The 22,593-nt window shown below is 38.7% G+C and carries 19 protein-coding genes and 1 tRNA gene; 8 read left to right on the top strand and 12 right to left on the bottom strand.

Translation table 11 applies throughout. The features are described from left to right. Positions 1-2,619 carry a DNA gyrase/topoisomerase IV subunit A gene (locus MQE36_RS13580; RefSeq protein ID WP_242936521.1) on the top strand — a complete coding sequence of 873 codons (2,619 nt, stop codon included), beginning with the start codon at positions 1-3 and terminating at the stop codon, positions 2,617-2,619. 22 nt (positions 2,620-2,641) lie between these two features. Here the strand turns inward: MQE36_RS13580 and MQE36_RS13575 are convergent, their stop codons facing one another. The 3 genes from MQE36_RS13575 to MQE36_RS13565 form a co-directional block, all read right to left on the bottom strand. After that, a complete protein-coding gene (locus tag MQE36_RS13575; RefSeq protein WP_242936520.1) occupies positions 2,642-3,454 on the bottom strand; it encodes a TerC family protein in 813 nt (270 codons plus the stop codon). A gap of 5 nt (positions 3,455-3,459) precedes the next feature. Beyond that, a complete protein-coding gene (locus MQE36_RS13570; RefSeq protein WP_242936519.1) occupies positions 3,460-3,837 on the bottom strand; it encodes a hypothetical protein in 378 nt (125 codons plus the stop codon). Between the two features lie 66 nt (positions 3,838-3,903). Then, entirely contained in the window at positions 3,904-4,320 is a 417-nt protein-coding gene (locus MQE36_RS13565; protein WP_242936518.1) for a helix-turn-helix domain-containing protein, read from the bottom strand. Positions 4,321-4,705: 385 nt separating this feature from the next. Here MQE36_RS13565 and MQE36_RS13560 point away from each other — a divergent pair, with 385 nt between their 5' ends. The 3 genes from MQE36_RS13560 to MQE36_RS13550 all read left to right on the top strand — a co-directional run bounded on the left by MQE36_RS13560 (position 4,706) and on the right by MQE36_RS13550 (position 9,087). Then, the gene (locus MQE36_RS13560; protein ID WP_242936517.1) at positions 4,706-5,824 is read left to right on the top strand and encodes a M14 family zinc carboxypeptidase; all 1,119 of its coding nucleotides are present in this window, start codon (positions 4,706-4,708) and stop codon (positions 5,822-5,824) included. 90 nt (positions 5,825-5,914) lie between these two features. Then, positions 5,915-6,394, top strand: coding sequence for an Lrp/AsnC family transcriptional regulator (locus MQE36_RS13555; RefSeq protein WP_242936516.1), 480 nt, complete (start codon positions 5,915-5,917; stop codon positions 6,392-6,394). A 104-nt stretch (positions 6,395-6,498) separates the two neighbouring features. Then, positions 6,499-9,087: a phosphoenolpyruvate carboxylase gene (locus MQE36_RS13550; RefSeq protein ID WP_242936515.1), complete on the top strand. Its 2,589-nt coding sequence runs from the start codon at positions 6,499-6,501 to the stop codon at positions 9,085-9,087. A 143-nt stretch (positions 9,088-9,230) separates the two neighbouring features. Here MQE36_RS13550 and MQE36_RS13545 read toward each other — a convergent pair whose 3' ends face one another. The 5 genes from MQE36_RS13545 to MQE36_RS13525 form a co-directional block, all read right to left on the bottom strand. Continuing rightward, positions 9,231-9,920, bottom strand: a complete 690-nt coding sequence (locus MQE36_RS13545; RefSeq protein WP_242936514.1) for an LOG family protein — start codon at positions 9,918-9,920, stop codon at positions 9,231-9,233. 187 nt (positions 9,921-10,107) lie between these two features. Further along, positions 10,108-10,275: a lmo0937 family membrane protein gene (locus MQE36_RS13540; protein ID WP_242936513.1), complete on the bottom strand. Its 168-nt coding sequence runs from the start codon at positions 10,273-10,275 to the stop codon at positions 10,108-10,110. 95 nt (positions 10,276-10,370) lie between these two features. After that, positions 10,371-13,202, bottom strand: a complete 2,832-nt coding sequence (gene uvrA, locus MQE36_RS13535; RefSeq protein ID WP_242936512.1) for an excinuclease ABC subunit UvrA — start codon at positions 13,200-13,202, stop codon at positions 10,371-10,373. A gap of 83 nt (positions 13,203-13,285) precedes the next feature. Further along, positions 13,286-14,962 carry a gamma-glutamyltransferase gene (ggt, locus tag MQE36_RS13530; RefSeq protein ID WP_242936511.1) on the bottom strand — a complete coding sequence of 559 codons (1,677 nt, stop codon included), beginning with the start codon at positions 14,960-14,962 and terminating at the stop codon, positions 13,286-13,288. Beyond that, positions 14,962-15,564 (bottom strand): acyl carrier protein phosphodiesterase, encoded by a 603-nt coding sequence (locus MQE36_RS13525; RefSeq protein WP_242936510.1) that lies wholly within the window; start codon positions 15,562-15,564, stop codon positions 14,962-14,964. Before MQE36_RS13525 ends, ggt begins: the two co-directional genes overlap by 1 nt. A 117-nt stretch (positions 15,565-15,681) precedes the next feature. Here MQE36_RS13525 and glmM point away from each other — a divergent pair, with 117 nt between their 5' ends. Together glmM and MQE36_RS13515 are read left to right on the top strand one after the other, a co-directional pair. Continuing rightward, positions 15,682-17,064: a phosphoglucosamine mutase gene (gene glmM, locus MQE36_RS13520; RefSeq protein WP_242936509.1), complete on the top strand. Its 1,383-nt coding sequence runs from the start codon at positions 15,682-15,684 to the stop codon at positions 17,062-17,064. Between the two features lie 275 nt (positions 17,065-17,339). After that, positions 17,340-18,119 carry an endonuclease/exonuclease/phosphatase family protein gene (locus MQE36_RS13515; protein WP_242936508.1) on the top strand — a complete coding sequence of 260 codons (780 nt, stop codon included), beginning with the start codon at positions 17,340-17,342 and terminating at the stop codon, positions 18,117-18,119. On the opposite strand, the gene MQE36_RS13510 is transcribed toward MQE36_RS13515, so the two are convergent. Continuing rightward, on the bottom strand, positions 18,109-19,002 hold the full coding sequence (locus MQE36_RS13510; protein WP_242936507.1) for a lysophospholipid acyltransferase family protein: 894 nt from the start codon (positions 19,000-19,002) through the stop codon (positions 18,109-18,111). The genes MQE36_RS13515 and MQE36_RS13510 overlap by 11 nt on opposite strands. Before the next feature lie 60 nt (positions 19,003-19,062). Here MQE36_RS13510 and MQE36_RS13505 point away from each other — a divergent pair, with 60 nt between their 5' ends. Both MQE36_RS13505 and MQE36_RS13500 read left to right on the top strand, forming a co-directional pair. Further along, a complete protein-coding gene (locus tag MQE36_RS13505) occupies positions 19,063-19,704 on the top strand; it encodes a rhomboid family intramembrane serine protease (protein WP_242936506.1) in 642 nt (213 codons plus the stop codon). A 42-nt stretch (positions 19,705-19,746) separates the two neighbouring features. After that, positions 19,747-20,439 (top strand): SIMPL domain-containing protein, encoded by a 693-nt coding sequence (locus tag MQE36_RS13500; protein ID WP_242936505.1) that lies wholly within the window; start codon positions 19,747-19,749, stop codon positions 20,437-20,439. A 141-nt stretch (positions 20,440-20,580) separates the two neighbouring features. Here MQE36_RS13500 and MQE36_RS13495 read toward each other — a convergent pair. The 3 genes from MQE36_RS13495 to MQE36_RS13485 all read right to left on the bottom strand — a co-directional run bounded on the left by MQE36_RS13495 (position 20,581) and on the right by MQE36_RS13485 (position 22,566). After that, positions 20,581-20,663, bottom strand: a tRNA-Tyr gene (locus MQE36_RS13495). A 171-nt stretch (positions 20,664-20,834) separates the two neighbouring features. Beyond that, entirely contained in the window at positions 20,835-21,941 is a 1,107-nt protein-coding gene (locus MQE36_RS13490) for a TlpA disulfide reductase family protein (protein ID WP_242936504.1), read from the bottom strand. A 127-nt stretch (positions 21,942-22,068) separates the two neighbouring features. Continuing rightward, complete coding sequence (locus MQE36_RS13485) at positions 22,069-22,566, bottom strand: hypothetical protein (protein ID WP_242936503.1); 498 nt, start codon at positions 22,564-22,566, stop codon at positions 22,069-22,071. Positions 22,567-22,593 lie beyond the last annotated feature (27 nt).

Here is a 22,593-nt window from a genome sequence, read left to right as displayed (position 1 = left end):
ATGGATGAAAATCAGGAATTGAACGGACACCCGGAAAACGAATCACAAGACACGATAACCCGCGTAACGGGTATGTATAAGGATTGGTTTCTGGATTATGCATCTTATGTGATACTGGAGAGAGCAGTACCCGCCATCGAAGACGGTTTCAAACCCGTACAGCGTAGAATTATGCATTCGATGAAAGAGTTAGATGATGGGCGCTACAATAAAGTAGCCAATATCGTCGGGCATACGATGCAGTACCACCCACACGGAGATGCGAGCATTGGAGACGCTATGGTCCAGATCGGGCAAAAGGATTTATTGATCGACACTCAGGGAAACTGGGGGAATATTCTTACCGGCGACGGGGCAGCTGCTTCGCGTTATATCGAAGCTCGCCTGTCTAAATTTGCTGCAGAGGTTGTTTTTAGTCCGAAAGTAACAGAATGGCAATTGAGTTATGACGGCCGAAAAAACGAGCCTATCAACCTGCCTGTAAAATTTCCATTGCTCTTGGCGCAGGGAGCAGAAGGTATAGCTGTTGGGTTATCGACAAAAATACTTCCTCATAATTTCTGCGAACTCATCGATGCTTCCGTTAAATACCTGAAAGGCAAAAAATTTACGATTCTTCCTGATTTCCCGACCGGGGGTATTATGGATGCAAGTAATTACAATGATGGCGAGCGGGGTGGAAAACTGAGAGTGAGAGCAAAAGTATCTCAGTTGGATAAAAACACACTGATTATTAATGAGATACCATACGGAACCACAACCACTTCTTTAATTGATTCTATCCTGAAAGCTAACGATAAGGGGAAGATTAAAATAAAAAAGATAGAAGATAATACTGCTGCTGAAGTAGAGATATTGGTGCATCTTCCCAATGGTATTTCCCCCGATAAAACCATTGATGCCTTGTATGCATTTACCAATTGCGAAAATTCTATATCGCCGCTTGGTTGCATCATTATTGATAACCGGCCTCATTTTATGGGGGTTTCAGAAATGTTATGCCGGTCTGTTGACCATACAGTAGATTTACTAAAGCAGGAACTGGAGATCCAGCTGAGTGAATTAGAAGAAAAATGGCATTTCGCATCCCTGGAAAGAATCTTTATTGAAAACAGGATTTATCGCGATATAGAGGAAGAGGAAACATGGGAAGGAGTGATTGCTGCTATAGACAAGGGCTTACAGCCGCATACCAAACACTTAAAGCGTGCTATAACTACTGATGATATTGTGCGGCTCACTGAGATCCGGATTAAAAGGATTTCGAAATTTGATATAGACAAAGCTCAGCAATTGATTGATTCGCTGGAAGATGAAATAGAAGGCGTGAAGCATCACTTGAACAACCTGATCGAATTTGCCATCACCTATTTTATAAACCTAAAAAAGAAGTATGGAGAAGGAAGAGAACGTAAGACGGAAATACGGCTTTTTGAAGATATTGAGGCCACTAAAGTCGTTATAAGAAATTCCAAACTTTATGTGAACCGGCAAGAAGGATTTGTAGGTACTTCTTTAAAGAAAGATGAATACGTAGGTGACTGTAGTGATATTGATGATATTATTGTTTTTACCAATGAAGGAAAGATGATGGTAACCAAAGTAGCCGACAAGACCTATGTCGGCAAAAACATAATTCACGTTGCTGTCTTTAAGAAAAAGGATAAACGCACCACATACAACATGATTTACCGCGATGGTAAAGGAGGTGCCAGCTATGTAAAGCGCTTTAACGTAACCGGTGTCACCAGAGACCGCGAATACGACCTTACCAACGGAAAGGCTTTGTCGGCATTGCATTATTTCTCTGCCAATCCGAATGGAGAGGCAGAAGTGGTTACCGTTCTTTTACGACAAGCAGGTAGCATCAAAAAATTAAAATGGGATCTGGATTTTTCCGATATCCTTATCAAAGGAAGGAATTCGAAAGGAAATGTTGTAACTAAATACGCCGTTAAGCGAATTGAGTTAAAGGAAAAAGGAGTCTCTACCTTGAAACCCCGGAAAATATGGTTCGATGATGTTGTTCAGCGCCTTAATGTAGATGGTCGTGGAGAATTGCTCGGAGAGTTCAGGCCTACGGATAAGTTATTGGTTGTGAACCAGGATGGATTGGTTAAGACGATCGCTCCGGAATTAACAACACATTTCGATCCTAATATGATCCTTTTAGAAAAATGGCACCCTGAAAAACCTGTATCGGTTATTTATTTCGACGGGAACAAAGAACGTTATTATGTAAAAAGGTTCCTTATTGAAAATACCAATAAAGAGGAAATCGTTATTTCTGATCATCCGAAATCAAATCTGGAGATCGTGCTTACCGATTGGAGACCGGTGGTTGAAATTGAATTCATGAAACCGAGAGGAAAGGATCCGATAGACAACCTGGAGGTTGATCTTGAGGAGTTTATATCGGTAAAAGGAATTAAAGCTTTAGGGAATCAATTGACCGCTGATAAGATCAGGCAGATCAACAGGTTAGAGCCTCTGCCTTATGAAGAGCCGGAAGAAGTACCGGCCAAAGAGATGGAAGTTGTAGAAGAGGAAGAATTACACGATGAAAGTGGCGGCATAACAGCAGAAGGCGAGTCGCAGACTTCTATAGAGTTTGATTAAAAAAAGCGCCATTGGCGCTTTTTTAATTTCGTTCCCCCTTTTTGGTTACTTCTATTTTCCTTTTAAGCTTCATGTTTAAAAACTCAACCAGAAGGGAAAATGCTATGGCAAAATACAGATAACCTTTTGGTATGGCGCCTATTTCCTGGCCAAACACTACAGCATGCGATAAATGAGCTGCTTCTGCAATAAGCATGAATCCTATTAAAATAAGAAAAGCAAGAGCAAGCAATTGCATAGACGGGTGTTTATTGATAAATTCTCTGATAGGATTGGCAAATACCATCATAACAACAATAGACACAACAACGGCTATAATCATTAATATAAGGGCATCCGATGGCTTGGTGCCTATTCCGTTTGTCATCCCTATGGCAGTTAAGATAGAGTCTATTGAAAATATAAAATCGATAATAACGATCTGGAAAATAGCATGAGATAACTTAGTTATGTTTTTAGACTCAAGTACGGTTTCACCATGCTTTGGAATTTCTACTTTTTCATGGATTTCTGAGGTGCTTTTGTACAGTAAAAATAAGCCTCCAAGTAATAAGATTATAGCCTGTCCGCTGATTCCTATAGTAAGCCATGATGTTTCTATATGATAAAAAGGCTCTTTTAACCCCACTAAATAAGACACGGCGAAAAGGAGCAGGATGCGCTGAACCATCGCTAAGATAAGTCCCCAGTTGGTAGCTTTGCGCTGATCTTCTTTCGGTAATTTGTTTGCTGCGATCGAAATAAAAACAATATTATCGATTCCCAGCACAATCTCTAAAAAAGTGAGCGTTAATAGCGCTACCCACGCATCAACACTGGTTAGAATTTCAAACATATGGTTTAATTTATTTTAACGGCTGTCCCTTTTTGCTTGTTTTTTGAGTCTCCCACCAAGGAATATTCAAAATTATAAGAATTTTCAGAAGTAGAAAGGATTTTTATGTGGACTGCTTTCTTGTCGGCATTCGATTTAGGATGTAGTTTTTTAACCACAAACTCACAATCATTGATCCATTTTACAGAGTTTGTGTCGACCTTGCCTTCGACATATTCATATTCCAGGCTGTCAGTGCGTGTAAATTTATTTATATGTTCTTCACCGTTAACCGTGTAATGGAACTCAAATGTACCTGTCTTAAAGTCTGTACAGTTGCGCTCTACATTATAACATGAGACAAATAACGACACACATACGAAAAGGAGTAATAATTTATTCATTTCTTGCTTTTTGTTACAATGTTCAAAAATAAACAATAAAGAAAGAATACAAGTTTATATGTGTTGTTAAGATTCTATAAAAGTTTTAAAAGTCCCATCTGAATAAAAAATGATGATTTTTTCAATTTTTTTGTCCATGGGGGGCAGTTGTTGAAACGGCTCATCCGTAAAAGTCTTTCCCTGATTTTCTTTTTGATCAGGATCTGTTTCAACGTCGACGTGAGAGAATAGAGTATTTGCTTTAGTTGTTTCGGGCTTTTTCGGGAAATTTCCGCGACCGTTTAACAGCCAATATAATTCGACCTCGGGAAAGGCGTCCAGTATTTTCAAAATAAAGTCAAGGCTGGGTTTGTTTCTGCCGGACATCAGGTGAGAAATAGAAGCCCTGTTTACCTGGATTTTATCAGCGAATGCAGAAGCGCTTAAGTGATAGTGATCAAGCACTTTTTGCAAGCGCTTCGTAAATTCTTCAGTGTTTATCATTTGTTTACAACGTTAAACATTTGTATTGATTACAAATGTAAATAAAATATAACAAATAGCAAAAAAGACTCCGAAATCAGACCGACAAACATAAAGTGTTAGTTTAAATATAGTAACATATCAAACTGATTTTATACAAATTATCTTTCAAAATGTTCTTTCTGTCTAAATAGTCGTAGAAAGCACGTATGGGAAATACGATGCGTTTACATGACTAAACAAAAATTGACAAAGTTCACGTTTACAACTGTAAAGCACGTTGTTTACAATTTTAAACGTGTTTGAATTTAACTTTGTAACAGCCTGATTTGAATACGTTAGATATGAGCTATTCCAACTGGAAGATGCTATTATTAATTACTTTTGTAATCCTAAATAAAATAAAATGAATAGCACCGATACTGATCATTATAAAGAAGACCGGTTATATGGAAGGTATATAACGTTAAAAGATATCGATTTTATAATAAGGAATTTGCCTGCTGATTTTAAAGTCTCCGTCGTTGGTACATCGGTCCGGAACAAGCCTATATATGCTATAAAAACAGGAAAGGGAGATCAGAAAGTTCTTATGTGGTCGCAAATGCATGGTAATGAATCAACCACTACCAAGGCAGTATTTGACTTATTGAAGCTCTTACAGGACGGTAAAAGTATACGAACTCGAAATATCCTGAATAATTGCAGTATTTGTATCATACCGATGCTGAATCCGGATGGGGCAGAAAATTACACCAGGGTAAATGCGAATGATGTTGACCTGAACAGGGATGCGCAACAACTATCTCAGCCGGAAAGCGTTGTCCTAAAGACTGTTTTTAATGATTTTAAACCTGATTATTGCTTTAATCTACATGATCAGCGAACTATTTTCAGTGCCGGCAAGGTGAACAAGCCTGCCACGGTCTCGTTTTTATCGCCTTCTGAGGATAAAGAACGTTCTGTGACTACGACCAGAAAGAAGAGTATGGAAATCATTGTCCGGATGAATGAGGCGTTACAGACACTCATCCCGAATCAGGTAGGGAGATATGATGACGGATTTAACTTAAATTGCGTTGGTGATACATTTCAAGCGGCAGGGGTGCCTACCGTATTGTTTGAGTCCGGGCACTTTCCCGGAGATTATTTGCGTGAAGAAACGCGGAGGTATATTTTTATATCATTATGTGAGGCATTACAGTATATAGCTGATCAGAAAATAACCGGAAATGATTATGAATCATATTTCAGGATACCAGAGAACGACAAGTTGTTTTTAGATATCATACTCAGAGATGTTAACGGGAAGGGGATGAAAAATGATGTCGGAATTCTGTACAAGGAAACATTGATTGGAAAGAAGCTTCATTTGCTCCCGACTATTGAAAAATCTGGGGATCTGAAAGCTTTATATGGACACATAGAGCAAAATATTGATAGAAATTCTACTAAATCGTTTGAAATAAAGGGGTTTGGGAGACTGGATATTACGGAAATCTTAAAAAATCGGCAAATAACTTAATAATAATTTAACGCTAACCCGGAATTTGCTCTAATAAACTAACGTTTGTGTATATTTTTTTGATATTTTTGCTGGAAATTCAAAATAGTTATGGCGAAATTTAAATTAGACGAAGTAGATCACCAGATACTGGATATGTTAATAGACAATACCCGTACTCCATTTACAGATATAGCTAAAAAGTTATTGATATCTGCCGGTACGGTACACGTTAGGGTAAAAAAGATGGAAGATGCCGGAATTATCAAAGGTTCATCTTTAACACTTGATTATGAAAAATTAGGTTATGCGTTTATCGCTTACGTAGGTATTTTTCTTGAAAAAACACATCAAACGAAATTCGTATTGGAAAGGCTGAATGAGATCCCTTACATAACGGTTGCTTCTGTTACTACAGGCAAATTCAATTTGTTTTGTAAAATTAGAGCAAAGGATACCAAGCATGCCAAAGAAGTGATTTTCATGATCGATGACATAGATGGTGTTTCCAGAACGGAAACCATGATCTCATTAGAAGAAAGTATCAATGATAAAAAGAGATTAATGCACACTATATTTAATGAATTGTAATAAATGACACAATACGTTTAATTTATGTGGTAAACACTTAAACAAACCCTTCCAGTCTGGTATTTGGAAGGGTTTTTTGTATTTTCACGAAAAAATATCAACCTATGTCAAGAAAACCGAAGATAGATCGATTTAATGAGAGTGTACTGGCAAAGTATCAGATTTATAATAGTATTTTCATTACACTGCCATTTGATGAAATTACAAATACCGGGGTAATGTTACCCTTGTTTAGTGAATTTTGCGAGAAAGGCTTTGATAGTGATAAGAACCCTTCGGAAATTGTGGAAGCCTTTTTTAATAAGTATTTCGACAACCCAGGTGAAGAAGAAAAAACAGCACTTCTGTTCAGGTTTATTCAATATATCGAACGTCAGGTTGTCTTGTTTGACGCTATAGAAGATGCGGCATTTCCTGTCATAAACAATATGGATGGTCGGGGAACTCTCAGGAACCTCAAAGAAGAAGCCCAGGCCAAAAACAAAGGCAAAGAATTGATAGAGAACCTTAAAAAATTCAATGTCAGGACAGTTTTAACGGCGCATCCAACCCAGTTTTACCCGGGACCGGTTCTAGGTATCATTACCGATTTAGCCAAAGCCATTGAAGCCAACGACCTTACCCTGATCAAAAAGTTACTGGCGCAATTGGGAAAAACCCCATTCTTTAAAAAAGAAAAGCCATCTCCCTTTGACGAAGCCGTAAGCCTGAATTGGTATCTGGAGAATGTGTTTTACCATTCGATGAGCAGGATATACAATTATATACAAGATAATATATTACAAGATGAGGAGATTGATAATGATATTGTCAATCTTGGATTCTGGCCAGGAGGTGACCGGGACGGTAACCCCTTTGTAACAACAGAAATAACACTGAAGGTTGCAAACCGGTTGAGGAGTACGGTTATAAGAAATTATTACAGGGACGTCAGGCGACTAAAAAGAAAGATCACTTTCAATGAGGTAGATGTAATGATCTCTGATTTAGAAGCCCGTTTATACGAAAACATATTTAAAGAAGATAAGAAACCTACCATCACTGCGCCTGAAATTTTAGAGGTGCTCACTCAGGTTAAGGAAATCCTGATAAATAAGCATCAGTCGTTGTACGTTGAAGAGATCAGCAGTATGATTAATAAGGTGAAGCTTTTCGGGCTTCATTTTGCCACCCTTGACATACGACAAGATTCCAGAGTACATCATAATGTTCTTTCGAATATCGTTAGGGAATCGTGGGAAATGGGATTAGATATATTTCCAAAGAATTATGAATTGCTATCGGACAAAGAGCAGATTGAAGTGTTGAGTAAAGTGGAAGGGAAGTTAGATCCTGAGCTCTTTAAAGATGAAATGGCTAAAAAGACGCTGGCTTCTATCTATGCTGTAAAAACTATTCAGGATAAGAATGGAGAAAGAGGGTGCAATCGCTATATTATAAGTAATAACGGAAGTGTTATTAATGTTATGGAAGCCTTCGCCATGATTCGTTTATGCGACTGGAGCCAACCTGATCTGGATGTCATTCCGTTGTTTGAAACAGTAGACGACCTCGAAGTGGCGCATGAGGTTATGGAAACCTTGTATTCCAATAAGGTATATGCAGCACATATAAAGCGAAGAGGTAAAAAGCAAACCATCATGCTTGGTTTTTCCGACGGCACCAAGGACGGAGGATATTTAATGGCCAATTGGGCAATTTATAAAGCAAAAGAAAGACTCACTGAAATATCGAGAAAATACGATATAAAAGTAATGTTCTTTGACGGAAGAGGAGGTCCGCCGGCAAGAGGAGGAGGGAAAACCCATCAGTTCTATGCCTCTCTGGGACCAACAATTGAAAATGAAGAAGTACAATTAACGATCCAGGGACAAACCATTAGTTCAAATTTCGGCACCATAGATTCATGTCAGTACAATTTAGAGCAACTGATCAGTTCCGGAGTGGCAAATCAAGCTTTTGATCAAGAGGATGAAAACCTTTTATCAAAAGAAGACAGAAGTACGATGAACCGCCTGGCAGAAGTGAGTTATAACGCTTATGTTGATTTTAAAAATCACCCTAAGTTTTTACCATACCTGGAGGAGATGAGTACTCTTAAGTACTATGCAAAGACAAATATCGGAAGCAGGCCATCCAAGCGTGGGAAATCAGATGAACTTGTATTCTCTGACCTGCGTGCAATTCCATTTGTAGGTAGCTGGAGTCAGTTAAAACAGAACGTACCTGGTTTTTATGGTGTGGGGATAGCGTTAGAGGCTTTTTCAAATAATGGCGAATGGGATAAATTAGAATCACTGTATAAAAATTCATTGTTTTTCAGGACTTTGCTGGAAAATAGTATGATGAGTTTAACCAAATCATATTTTAAATTAACCGCGTATATGAAATATGATAAGGAATACGGTGCATTCTGGAATCAGATCCACGACGAGTACCAACGAAGCAAATCTATGATATTAAAATTAACGGGATATTCAAAACTGATGGAAGATTCTCCGACGATGAGGGCTTCTATACATGTCAGAGAAAAAATCGTATTGCCGTTATTGACGATTCAGCAATACGGATTGCGAAAGTTACAGGAAATGCATAGGGAGAAAAAGATTAATAAAGATGAACTAGAGACTTATGAAAAGATGGTTACACGGTCGTTATTCGGAAATATTAATGCGAGTAGAAACTCCGCTTAAAAAAGAAGAGAGGGGCTAAAAAGTTATTTTTAAACCGGATGTCAGATTGAGCGCAGTCGAAACCTATTGATAATCAACTGCTATTAGTTCTCGACTGTGCTCGAACTGACAATGCCTCCCTTTTTTAGGTAACTCCTTATGAATTAAAAGTTAGGGCTTAAGTTGTATTTTTTATAGAACGCATCTAAAGCCTCTATAACTTCATCTTCCGAATCTACTATTTTGATAAGGTTCAGGTCTTCCGGGCTTACCTTTCCATGTTTTTCGAGTAATACTCTCTTTACCCATTCAAATAAACCTTCCCAGAATTCTGAACCTACGAGAATGATAGGAAACTTTGCGATCTTTTTGGTCTGAATTAATGTCATGGCTTCAAAAAGCTCATCGAGTGTTCCGAATCCTCCGGGCATAACAACAAATCCCTGAGAATATTTTACAAACATTACTTTACGAACAAAGAAATAATCAAATTGAAGGTTTTTGTCGCTATCGATATACGGATTGTCATGTTGTTCAAACGGCAGGTCTATATTCAATCCTACAGAAGTACCGCCACCAAGATGAGCCCCTTTGTTTCCGGCTTCCATTATTCCCGGTCCGCCACCGGTTATAACTCCATAGCCGGCCTCTACAATTTTTTTAGCGATCTTCTCTGCTAATATATACTGCGGATCGTCAGGTTTCGTACGAGCAGAACCAAAAATGGATACACATGGTCCGATTTGACTCATTTTTTCAAAGCCATTGACAAATTCTCCCATTATTTTAAAAATGGCCCATGAATCGTTTGTCTTTATCTCGTTCCAACCCTTATGATGTGTTTCTTTTCTCATATATGATTATATATTAGTTTCTTTTCTCAAATTTATACATATTGTGTGTTTATCCGGTAACTGAATTAGTGTTTTATTTGATTTATTTGTCCTAGATGTCTTGATGTACTACGATCGTTTACTGCATAAAAAAGCAAACCTTTATAATTAGAAGGTTTGCCGGGTAATCATACCTGATTTTTAATAATTAGAGTGGTTTTCGTCCGGAAATGATATTATACAGGATAATAATGACTGCTATTACGATTAAAACGTGTAGCAGGCTACTTGTGCTCAGCCCCGGAACAATACCCAAAAGTCCCAGTAACCAGATAATAATACATACCACTGCTACTAACCAAAGAAGACTTCTCATAATAAAATTTTTAATTGATTATGTTGTAATTTACTGATTTTTAATCAGAAAACTCATTTGTGGATGTAAAATCACTTCTTGTAAGGAGCTGTCTGTTAAGGCAGCTCCTTTTTTAAAAACTTCGCAGTGTAACTTTTTTTGTCTTTTACGATTTCTTCGGGGGTGCCTGTGGCAACAACTTTACCGCCGCCTTTACCGCCTTCGTAACCTATATCTATAATATGATCTGCCATTTTTATGACATCCATATTGTGTTCTATTATTAAAACGGTATTTCCCTTGTCGACCAGTTCGTTTAACACATTCATTAAAACCCTTATATCTTCAAAGTGAAGACCAGTTGTGGGTTCGTCCAGAATATAAAAAGTGTTTCCGGTGTCTCTTTTAGATAATTCAGTTGCCAGCTTTATACGTTGTGCTTCCCCTCCGGAAAGCGTAGTGGATTGTTGTCCCAATGTTACGTAACCAAGACCTACATCCTGAATGGTCTTTAATTTCCGGTAAATTTTAGGGATGTGTTCAAAAAACTTAACGCCTTCATTAATAGTCATGTCCAATACATCGGCTATCGACTTCCCTTTATATCGGATTTCCAGGGTTTCCCTGTTAAAACGCTTGCCGTTACAGGTTTCACACTCGACATAGACATCCGGCAAAAAGTTCATTTCAATAACTCTTAAGCCGCCCCCCTGACATGTTTCGCAGCGACCTCCTTTTACATTAAAGCTGAACCTGCCGGGTTTATAACCCCTTATCATGGCTTCGGGAGTTTTTGTAAACAAGGATCTTATTTCGCTGAATACTCCGGTGTATGTAGCAGGATTAGAGCGGGGTGTCCTGCCTATTGGAGACTGGTTGATATCAATTACTTTGTCGATGTGTTTCAAACCTTTGATGCTTTTGTATGGCATAGGTTTTTTTACAGCATTGAAGAAGTGGGTATTTAAAATGGGGTAGAGGGTCTCATTGATCAATGTTGATTTGCCGCTTCCTGAAACTCCCGTAACACCGATCATTTTTCCAAGTGGGAATGTAACACTTACATTTTTTAAGTTATTACCGCTGCAACCTTTAAGGGTGATTTCATGGCCGTTACCTTTCCTTCTTTTTTCAGGGATGGCAATTTCCTTGTTTCCGTTCAAATATTCAGCTGTCAGGGTATCGTGTTTTTTTAATGCATCCGGATTTCCCTGAGAGATGATCTCACCACCATGCTTTCCTGCCTTGGGACCTATATCAATAACGTGATCGGCACGTTCTATCATGTCTTTGTCATGTTCGACAACAATCACAGAATTTCCGATATCTCTTAAAGATTCAAGAGATTTTATTAAGCGTTCGTTATCCCGTTGATGGAGTCCGATACTGGGTTCGTCGAGAATGTATAATACGCCAACCAGCTGTGATCCTATTTGAGTAGCAAGCCGAATTCGCTGAGCTTCACCGCCCGAAAGTGATTTAGAACTCCTGTTCAGCGAAAGGTAGTCGAGCCCCACATCCAACAGAAAACGGATCCTTGCATTTATTTCTTTAAGGATTTCTTCTGCGATCTTAAATTGTTTTTCAGAAAGGTTTTCGGGAAGGTTTTTAAAAAAATCAGCCAAGTCATAAACGTCCATCTGACTCAGGTCGGCAATACTTTTATCGTTTACTTTAAAATAAAGTGATTCTTTCCTCAACCTCGATCCTTTACACTCCGGGCACTCAACTTTATCCATAAAGCCTTTGGCCCACCTGGTTATAGAAGCAGAATTACTTTCTTCAAACTGATTTTTGATGAAGTTGACAATACCTTCAAAATCGATCTTGTAATCCCTGGTTATCCCGAGGGTTTTAGATTCGACCGAAAACTTCTCTTTGCCACCATAAAGGATGACGTTCATGGCCTCCTCCGGAATATCCTTAATCGGATCGGAAAGCTTGAAATTATACCTTTCTGCAATGATCTGTATCTGTTTGAATATCCAGCTTCCTTTTTGTTCCCCGAGAGGTACGATCCCTCCGCTTTTAATATTGGTATTCTTATTAGGAATGATCTTATCGAGGTTTACCTCGTGCATCATTCCTAACCCTTTGCATTCGGGACACATGCCTTTGGGAGAGTTAAAGGAAAAAGTGTTGGGTTCAGGATTGGGATAAGAGATCCCTGAGCTTGGACACATCAGGTTTCTGCTGAAATAACGAGATTCTCCTGAGTCGTTATCCATTATCATTAAAACATCATCACCATGATACATAGCTGTATTTATGGTTTCCATCAGTCTTTTTATAATCTCCGGAGTGTCTTCGATTTTTAGTCTATCTATAACGATCTCTATATCGTGGGTTTTATAACGATCGACTTTCATCCCGTGTTCCAAGTCGAGTATTTCTCCATCGACACGAACCTTGAGGAAGCCCTGTTTAGAAATCTGCTCAAACAATTCCCTGTAGTGTCCTTTTCTGCTTTTGATAACAGGAGCAAGTACGTTTATCCGTTTGTTTATAAAGCCTTCCAGAATAAGATCCTTTATCTGCTCATCGCTATAACTCACCATTTTTTCTCCTGTTTCGTAGCTATATGCGTCTGCTGCTCTTGCAAATAAAAGCCTTAAGAAATCGTATATTTCCGTTATAGTTCCTACAGTGGAGCGGGGCGATTTTGAAGTGGTTTTTTGTTCGATAGCAATAACCGGCGAAAGTCCGTCAATCTTATCTACATCGGGGCGTTCCAGGCCACCTAAAAACTGCCTTGCGTAAGCAGAGAAGGTTTCAATATACCTCCTTTGTCCCTCGGCATAGATTGTATCGAATGCCAGCGATGATTTTCCACTTCCCGAAAGACCGGTTATTACAACAAGTTTTTCCCGGGGAATATTTACATCTATATTTTTCAGGTTATGTACACGGGCACCTTTTACCTCTATATATTCTTCAAAGTTCTCCATAGTAATAAAGCAAGATGCGAATTTACAATTTTAAGTCCTAAAAACGAAGTTATATAAGCATAGAGTAAGCTAATAACGAGAGGCTAAAATCCGGCAGCTGTATCATCTCCTCGTTTGTCGGCTCCTGCTTCAAGTGTTCCGTTATCTAAAACAAGAATGGCATCTACCTTTCCCAATACCAGCGAATTGGATTCGTCGATATTGTAGCCCTTTTCCTGAAGTTTTACTTTAATATTTTTGTCAAACCCTTCCGGCTCCATTTTTATGCTGTCCGGCAACCATTGATGGTGAAATCTGGGAGCGTTTACGGCTTCCTGCATTCCCATGCCGAATTCATACACATTAAGGATCGTTTGTAGCACGGAAGTTATAATGGTCGAACCGCCAGGTGTCCCTGCAACCATGTATAGTTTTCCTGATTTTTCAACGATGGTAGGGGTCATACTGCTTAACATCCGTTTTTCGGGAGCTATACTATTAGCTTCCGCCCCTGTCAGGCCAAACTTGTTTGGAACCCCGGGTTTAATACTAAAATCGTCCATTTCATTATTGAGAAAAAAACCTAATTTATCACAATACAATTTGGCTCCATAGGCCCCATTGATAGTGGTGGTTACCGATACTGCATTTCCATATTGATCGACGATAGAATAATGGGTGGTTTCGTCACTTTCAAAAACTTCTATATTGCCATGACTTACTTCAGCAGACGGGGTTGCCGATTTAAATGAGAAATCACGCATTCTTTGTTTTAAATATTCGTCAGATAAAAGAGTACCGATCGGAATTTCAATAAAATCCGGGTCTCCAAGATAATAATTCCTGTCTGCATACGCCCTGCGTTCTGCTTCTGTTATGAGTTGTATAGTCCTAAGACTGTTATGTCCGTATTTTTTCAGGTTGTCAGGTTCTATCATTTTCATGATTTGAGCCAGGGTGATACCGCCACTACTTGGCGGTGCCATGGATATAACCTTCAAATCCTTATATTGAAAAACAATTGGTTCTCTCCATTCGGGCTTGTATTTTGCCAGATCTTCTTTTGTTATATACCCTCCTTTTTCTTGTATAAAATCAACTAAATATCCTGCTGTTTCCCCTGTATAAAACTCGTCCGGACCGTTTTTCAGTATCCGTTTTAATGTCTTTCCCAATGCCATGTATCTGATGGTATCACCTTCGACATACTTTTTAGAGAACAATGTAGAGTCGCCGCTCAGCTCTATGATCTTAGTGCCGTATTCCTTTAAAGCGGTTTCCTGTTTTTTTGTAACAACCACACCTGTTTCCGCCAATGTTATAGCCGGTTTTAATATTTCTTCGACCGGTAGTTTTCCGAAACGTTTGTGAGCTTCAAACATTCCGGCAATAGCTCCGGGGACCGCAGTGGCTGTAACTCCATACCACGACTTGCCCGGGATTACATTTCCTGCAGAGTCCAGATACATGTTTTTATGGGCTAGTTCTGATGCCTTTTCTCTGTAGTCTAACGAACCTGTATCGCCATTTTCGAGCCTGTATACCATAAAACCACCACCCCCAATATTTCCTGCATAGGGATAGGCAACCGCCAGAGCCAGGCCTGTGGCAGCCATGGCATCAAAAGCATTTCCACCTTTGGCTAAAATATCACTACCTATTTTAGAAGCTTCTTCTCTGGCAGATACCACCAGTGCCTTTTGGGTAATCAGCCCGGTTGTCTTGCTGTTTTTACAACCAACAAACAAGATAAAAACAGAGATGAACAATACTTTTTTCATTAGGGATTAGTTTCGTTTTGTAATTCTTTTAGTTTTTGATCAGAAAAAAGAATGAGCTCATCAAAAAAGCTGAAAAATTCATTTTGAAAATCGTCATAGTATTCTTCAAGTTCATTTACGGCATAGTTCATTTTAGACCTGTTGTTTGTACGTCTGTTCATTCCGTTCAGCACGCTCGAAATACCTTCGATATGGGCATAATTAAGCAACCAATTATCGGCAATCATGTACGGCATCATTTTTTTAATATTCAAAGGTAGAATATCGTAATGTTCCCTGAGAAGATCGTAAAAAGCTTCTATATATACGTCTAAGGGAGTGTCGCAATAACGACTCCAGTTTTTAGCCAAGAAATGATCGTAGAAGATATCTACAATGACGCTGCTGTAGTGATGGTAATTACTGTGCAATTTCTTGGTGCTTAACCGGACTGTAGGATGAGCATCGGTAAATGTATCTATAGCCCGGTGGAGTATTACCCCATTCTGAAATGATTTCGGGTATTTCAGGTATTTTTTTCCGCGGATACTGTCGGCTACAAAATTTCCAACCGTAACCATCGGATCGTTACCTGATAAGTAAATATGTGCTAAAAAATTCATTTTCTAAAAATACAAATTCACATAAGCTTATCACTGTTTTATACTTTTTTAATGTAGTAAAGCTGACTTTTGTTTGAAATTATTTGCAAATTTGTCATCAGATCAAAAGAAAACTAAATGACTTTAATAAAATCTATTTCAGGAATAAGAGGAACCATAGGGGGAGAGATCGGAGAGAATTTAACTCCGGTTGATGCTGTGAAATTTGCCGCAGCTTACGGAACCTGGTTAAAAAAAGAAGCAGGAAAAGAAAAAATAACCGTTGTTATAGGGCGCGACGCACGCCTGTCCGGTGAAATGATCCAGAACCTGGTGTCGTCGACCCTGGTCGGTCTGGGCATTGATATAATTGATTTGGGGTTGAGTACCACGCCAACGGTAGAAGTTGCCGTTCCTATAGAAAAGGCAGACGGAGGTATTATTTTAACTGCAAGCCATAATCCGAAACAATGGAATGCATTAAAGCTGCTTAATCATAAAGGAGAGTTCCTAAGCGGGGCAGACGGAGCGGAGATATTAAAGATTGCTGAAAACGATGACTATTTATTTGCCGAAGTGGATCATCTGGGGCGGGTATTGAAAAACGATGCATATATAGATATCCATATCGATGAGGTTTTAAATCTTCCCCTGGTCGATGCAGAGAAAATCAGGGCAGCCGAATTTAAAGTTGTGGTAGACGGGGTAAACTCTACCGGAGGGATCGCAATTCCGAAATTACTTGAGGAACTGGGGGTAGAAGTTATCAAACTTTATTGTGATCCGACAGGTCATTTTCCTCATAACCCTGAGCCTTTAAAGGAGCATCTTACAGATATTTCCGAACTGGTAGTTAAAGAACAGGCCGATTTCGGTATTGTGGTTGATCCTGATGTAGACAGGCTGGCTTTTATAAGCAACGATGGTGAAATGTTTGGCGAAGAATATACTCTGGTAGCCTGTGCAGACTACGTTTTAGGAAAAACAAAAGGGAATACGGTATCTAATATGAGTTCTTCCAGAGCGCTGAGAGACATCACTGAAAAACACGGAGGAACCTATGAAGCTTCGGCAGTAGGAGAGGTGAATGTTGTTGAATTAATGAAAAAGAACAATGCCGTTATAGGGGGTGAAGGAAACGGCGGTATTATTTATCCTGAAATTCATTACGGTCGTGACGCTTTGGTTGGAGTTGCACTGTTTTTAACTCATTTGGCGGAATCAGGTGTATCCGTTAAGGAGCTGCGCGATGGTTATCCTTCGTATTTTATGAGCAAAAAGAAAATTCAACTTACTCCTGAAATCGATGTTGATGCTATTCTGAAGGCTATGGAAAACAGGTATGCAGCTGAAAATATATCGACGGCAGATGGTGTTAAAATTGATTTTCCCGAAAACTGGGTGCATTTACGTAAATCGAATACAGAGCCGATCATCAGGATATATACCGAAGCTAAATCGCAAGACGAAGCAGATAACCTGGCAGCTAAGATCATGGCTCAGATAGAAGAACTGGTATAGTTAACTGCCCCGGAACGAACAAGCACACCAGGCATTAAAAGAAAAACCTATAAAGCATTTCGACACTAGTCCCCGTGAAATAATCCCAAAGGAATTTCACGGGGACTAGTGTCGGGGCTCCTGGTAATGCGATCGGGATTAAATCTCGATGATCGAGCAAAATGTTACAAAATACATTTTAATTCGAAACTAATCGTAATTTTTTTAGTTTCAATATTTATCTTATTGATCTCTATTTGTATATTAGCATATACATATTTAGAATTTTTAAGAAGATGAAAAACTTATTTTGTATTATTTTATTTCTTACGGTTATAACCGTTTCTGCCCAAAGTAAACCAGACACCTTAAAGGTGATGAGTTTTAATATTTTGCATGGAGCTACTACCAAAGGAGACTTTAATCTGGAGGCGATAGCCGGAGTCATCAAGAAATATGATCCTGACCTGGTCGCTATGCAGGAAGTAGATTTTAAGACAAATCGTGCCAGGAAGTATAATTTGCCGCTGGAACTTGGTTACAGGACACAAATGATGCCTCTTTATGCAAGAGCCATGTATTATGACGGCGGAGAATATGGTGAAGCCGTATTATCCAAATACAGCTTGATTTATACCGAAAATATAGCATTGCCGCATCAGGCCGATTCAGAACCAAGGGCTGCTCAGGTGGCGCGTTTTCAGACAAAAAACGGGAATACCATACAATTTGTGGCTACACATCTGGATCATTTAAGAAATGAAACTGACAGACTGATGCAAGCCGATGCATTGGTTGATGAATTTAAAGACGAAAAATTCCCTACCATATTGACAGGAGATTTAAATGCTACTCCGGAAAGCGAAACTATGAAAAGACTATACCGGGTTTTTAAAAAGCCTGAGGTAAAAGAAGCATATCAACCAACCTATTCTTCAACAAACCCCAGGGTATGTATAGATCATGTACTGTTCAATCAACCTGAAAAATGGTCGGTACTGGATTATGAGATTGTCTGCGATGATTATGTGACAGATCACTGTATTGTGGTGGTAACTTTGGTTTTCAAGCCTTGATTCCTTCAGGGGCTTTGTCCTTGTGTTTGAACCTTTTATGTGTCCACAGGTAATATTCCGGCTTTTTTCTTATTTGAGCTTCCAGCATCTGTGTGAACCTGTCGGTGATTTCATAATCGGGTAAGCCCTTTGGCTGTTCGGAGATTACAGTAAACGAGGTTTCGTAATAGCCTCGTTTTATTTTTTGTATATCCATAAAGATTACCGGACTATTCAGGCTTTTTGCAATTTTTTCTGCGCCGACAAAGACCGGTACTTTAATGCCAAAGAACTTTCTCCAGTACCTGGCTCTGCTTGGCATGGGCGACTGGTCAATGGCTAATCCGTATAGAGCTAATTCGCCCGCTTTGTATTTCTGTAAAATGGTTTTGGTGGTTTCGTACCTGGAAATAAGGTGGGCACCGTGCTTCGTTCTGATTTTTTTTACCAGTTTATCAAAATACTTGTTGTTAATAGGCTGATATACCGCATATCCGTTATGCCTGATCTGATACCCCAAGGACATTAACCATTCGTAGCTCGCATAATGTCCGCATAAAAGCACTACACTTTTGTTCTGTTCTTCAAAAGCCCTTAAGACTTCGATGTTTTTAAACCTGAAACGCTTTTGCATCTCTTCTTTTGAAATGGTAAGAGACTTGATCATCTCCATAAACAGATCACATAAATGATGGTAGAATTTTTTTTCGATCTGCTTTATTTCTTCCGGCTGTTTTTCCGGGAAAGCAAGCCTGAGATTACTTCTGACCACCTTTTTTCGATAACCGATAAGCCTGTATAATAGTAAATACATAAAATCGGAGACTCTGTAAAAAACAGAAAAAGGGAGCTTGGATACCATCCATAGTAAGGGGTAAACAAGAAGATATGTCAGTAACTGCATTTATTGATTCTTTGCTTCAGCAAATATAATTATATTTGAGTCTAAACTTTTACAAATACAATGAATTTAGCTACCCTTATTGTTATAGCAGCCAATGTCATTATTTCTATGAAAGGATTTAATGACTTTTCTTTTTTCGAACGATATAAATTTCACGTAGGAAGTATCAGAAGGGGAGAACAAATACGCATGTTGACTTCCGGATTTTTGCATGTAGACTGGACCCATTTGTTTTTCAATATGTTCACCCTTTATTTTTTTGCTCCGGTAGTCATTATATACTTCGGGTCAGTAAAGTTTTTACTGGTATATGTTATCAGTTTGATCGCCGGAAATTTATTGGCGCTGTTTTTTCATAAAGATGAATATCATTACAGCGCTGTTGGTGCCAGTGGTGCGGTAACCGGGGTTTTGTATGCGGCCATCTTGCTACAGCCCGACATGCGACTGGGACTCATGTTTATTCCGATTCCGATCCCGGCTTATATTTTCGGAATCCTGTACTTGCTGTATTCGATCTATGGAATGCGAAACAGGGTAGGGAATATAGGGCATACGGCTCATTTTGGAGGAGCTGTCGGCGGGTATGCCGCAACGTTGATCTTTTATCCGAATTTATTATTTACCGATACCTTGATGGTTGTGCTTCTAGCAGCTCCCATTGTAATTCTTTTTGTCCTTGAAAAGACAAAAAAAATATAGTTTGGCATGGCTGTTGTAATAGATCTGAAAAAATATTAAACTATGAAAAAAGCAATATTAATTTTAGTAGCTATGACTACAATGAGTTTACAAGCACAGGAAAATAAACAAATTTCTCCTTCAGTATCCGTAACAGGCGAGGGTGTCGTAACTGTTGCACCGGATCAGGTTTTGATTAACGTCAGAGTAGAACACGAAGGGAATTCGGCATCAGAAGTAAAGCAAAAAAATGACAAAGCCATCAACGAAGTTTTTTCTTTCTTAAAGAAAATGAAGATTGATGAAAAAGATGTAAAAACCGAATATCTGAATTTGAGAAAGAACTACGATTACCAAACCAAAGAATATAAGTACGTAGCCAATCAGTCGGTATCAATTTTACTGAAGGATCTTCGCAAATATGAAGCGTTGTCACAAGGTCTGGTAAACTCCGGAGTGAACAGAATTGATGGTGTTGAGTTTAAATCTTCAAAAATAGATCAGTATAAATCAGAAGCAAGGGTAAAAGCTGTTGTTAATGCCAAACAAAAAGCAAAGGAGTATGCAGAGGCTCTGGGACAGCAAACAGGAAAAGCCATATACATAAATGAGACTTCCGTAGGAATGCCCCCAATGCCTGTTTACAGGATGAAAGCTACGGATTTTAACGAATCGGCCGGTGGACCAGGACAAACGATTTCTGTTGGAGAAATGGAGATCAAAGTTAATGTGAGTGTGGTGTTTGAATTAAAATAATATTAAAAATATAAAGTTCCGGTAACTATCGGAAAATTTGGGGTCAGGTATGCGTACCTGACCTTTTTTAGGATCTAAATGAAATCCAAAAGATATAAAAAGTAAAAAGACCACCCCGAATTTTCAGGTGGTCTTTTTTTGTGGGGAGAGCAGGATTCGAACCTGCGAAGGTAAAAACCAACAGATTTACAGTCTGTCCTCGTTGGCCGCTTGAGTATCTCCCCAGCCTTTGCTATACCTGTCTTATCGGTGGTAAAGCGGTTGCAAATATACTATAGTTTTCAGTCTGTGCAAGTAAAAAAGAATATTATTTTGAATGTTTTTTATAAGCTGCTGAAATAGTGAAAAATAAAAAAACCGCTCTATGGCGGTTTTTACAATCTTATGATGTGTTCTTAATCTAAAAGTTCTGCCACCTTGGTTCTTAGCGCTTCACCTCTCAGGTTTTTTGCGATAATTTTGCCTTCGGCATCGATAAGGTATGTAGCGGGAATCGATCTGATATTGTATAATTGCGCTACAGGATCCTGCCAGAACTTTAAATTGGATACATGATTCCATGTCAGGCCGTCATCTTCAATAGCCTTTATCCAGTCTTCTTCTTTTCTGTCTAAAGAAACACCGATAATATTCAATCCTTTATCATGATAATCATTGTATAATGCTACCACATTCGGGTTTTCAGCTCTACATGGCTTACACCACGCGGCCCAGAAGTCAATAAGGGTAACTTTACCTTTGGTTTTACTTAAAGTTAATGAATCACCCTCAACAGTAGGAGCCGTAAAATCCGGTGCTATCGCACCAACACTTAGTTTATTAAGTTCGGTTAACTTTTCTGATATTTTTTGACCTTGTTCCATTTGCTTCAGGTTTTCTGCAAATGTGTCAAAAATAGGAGATAACACCTCAGGTCCATGGGCTCCTGACTGCAACACCCTTTCCATTACCAATAATGAAATAAAAGAATTGGGGTTCTCCTTGATAAAGTTTAATTCGTACTCTTTGTTTTCTTCCTGAATGTCAGCAAAAGCCTCTTGCAGGGTTTTCATAGAAATGGTGTCGTTTTGCTGTCTTGCAGTATTGAATTCCTGACGAAGTACGGCAACCTTTTTAGCCATTTCCTTTGTTCCTTGCAAGAATTTTGTAAAATCATCGTTTGATGATGTACCGCTTACGACAGAAGCATTTAAGCTGTCTTTGTAGGCAATAATATTAATATTTCCCTCTTCAGCAATAAAAGGAATAGCTCCTCTGGTACCTTCTATGGCTAAAACATGTACCGAAGGGGTTTCAGCCTTGCCTGAAAATGTAATCTTACCATCTATAACCTGAAGGGTATCGATGATTTGCGGGGGCGTATTACCTTCCGCTTTTTGCAGATACACATTAGTGCTGTCTTTAACCGATGCAGCATCAACTGTAACGTTATACGTATTTTTTTCAACTCCATTACATGCTGTTATAACAACAGCAAGAATCAAAAATGCCAATTTTTTCATTAAATCTCTTTTTTTAAGCTTTGTGCAAAGTTAAACTTTAATGTAACTAATAAAAGTTTATTTAAAAACCATTAACAAAAAAAGCCTTCTTTATCATAAGAAGGCCTGTAATTGTGTTATTTTTTTATTAAAATTGATACCTGATCCCTAGAGCGATATCAAAATCAAAATCATCGTCAAAACCATTATATCCTACCAATCCAACTTCTGGTCTAAAATCCAGTGATATTAATAAAGGGATATTAAAATTATACTCGATACCAATATCGCCGGAAGCAAAAATAAATGCTCCGTCGTCGTCGTTATCGATTTCAGGATGATCAAAATCAACGCTTCCGATACCACCACCGGCGCCAACATACCAATTAAACCTGCCCTCTATGGGCATTACCCATTGGTATAAACCGGTAAGCTTGAAAGCATCCCAATAATTGCTATCTCTCCAGCCCAGATCAAATTCAAGACGGTTGCTGTTAGTTCCAATAGCTCTTTGATAAGAAATTTCTGCACCAAAACCATCACTATCGCCCAAACGAAGTCCCAAGGCATTTTCAGAAACTTCCTGAGCATTAGCCGTTAATGCAAATCCGATTGATAATAATCCTAAAAAAAATAATTTTTTCATACGTTTAGTTTTTGTTAATAACGTTAA

This window comes from Zhouia spongiae (assembly GCF_022760175.1).
Taxonomy (GTDB): Bacteria; Bacteroidota; Bacteroidia; order Flavobacteriales; family Flavobacteriaceae; genus Zhouia; species Zhouia spongiae.
The sequence above is the reverse complement of the archived record's forward strand: the minus strand, read 5'-3'. Positions and strand labels throughout refer to the sequence as shown.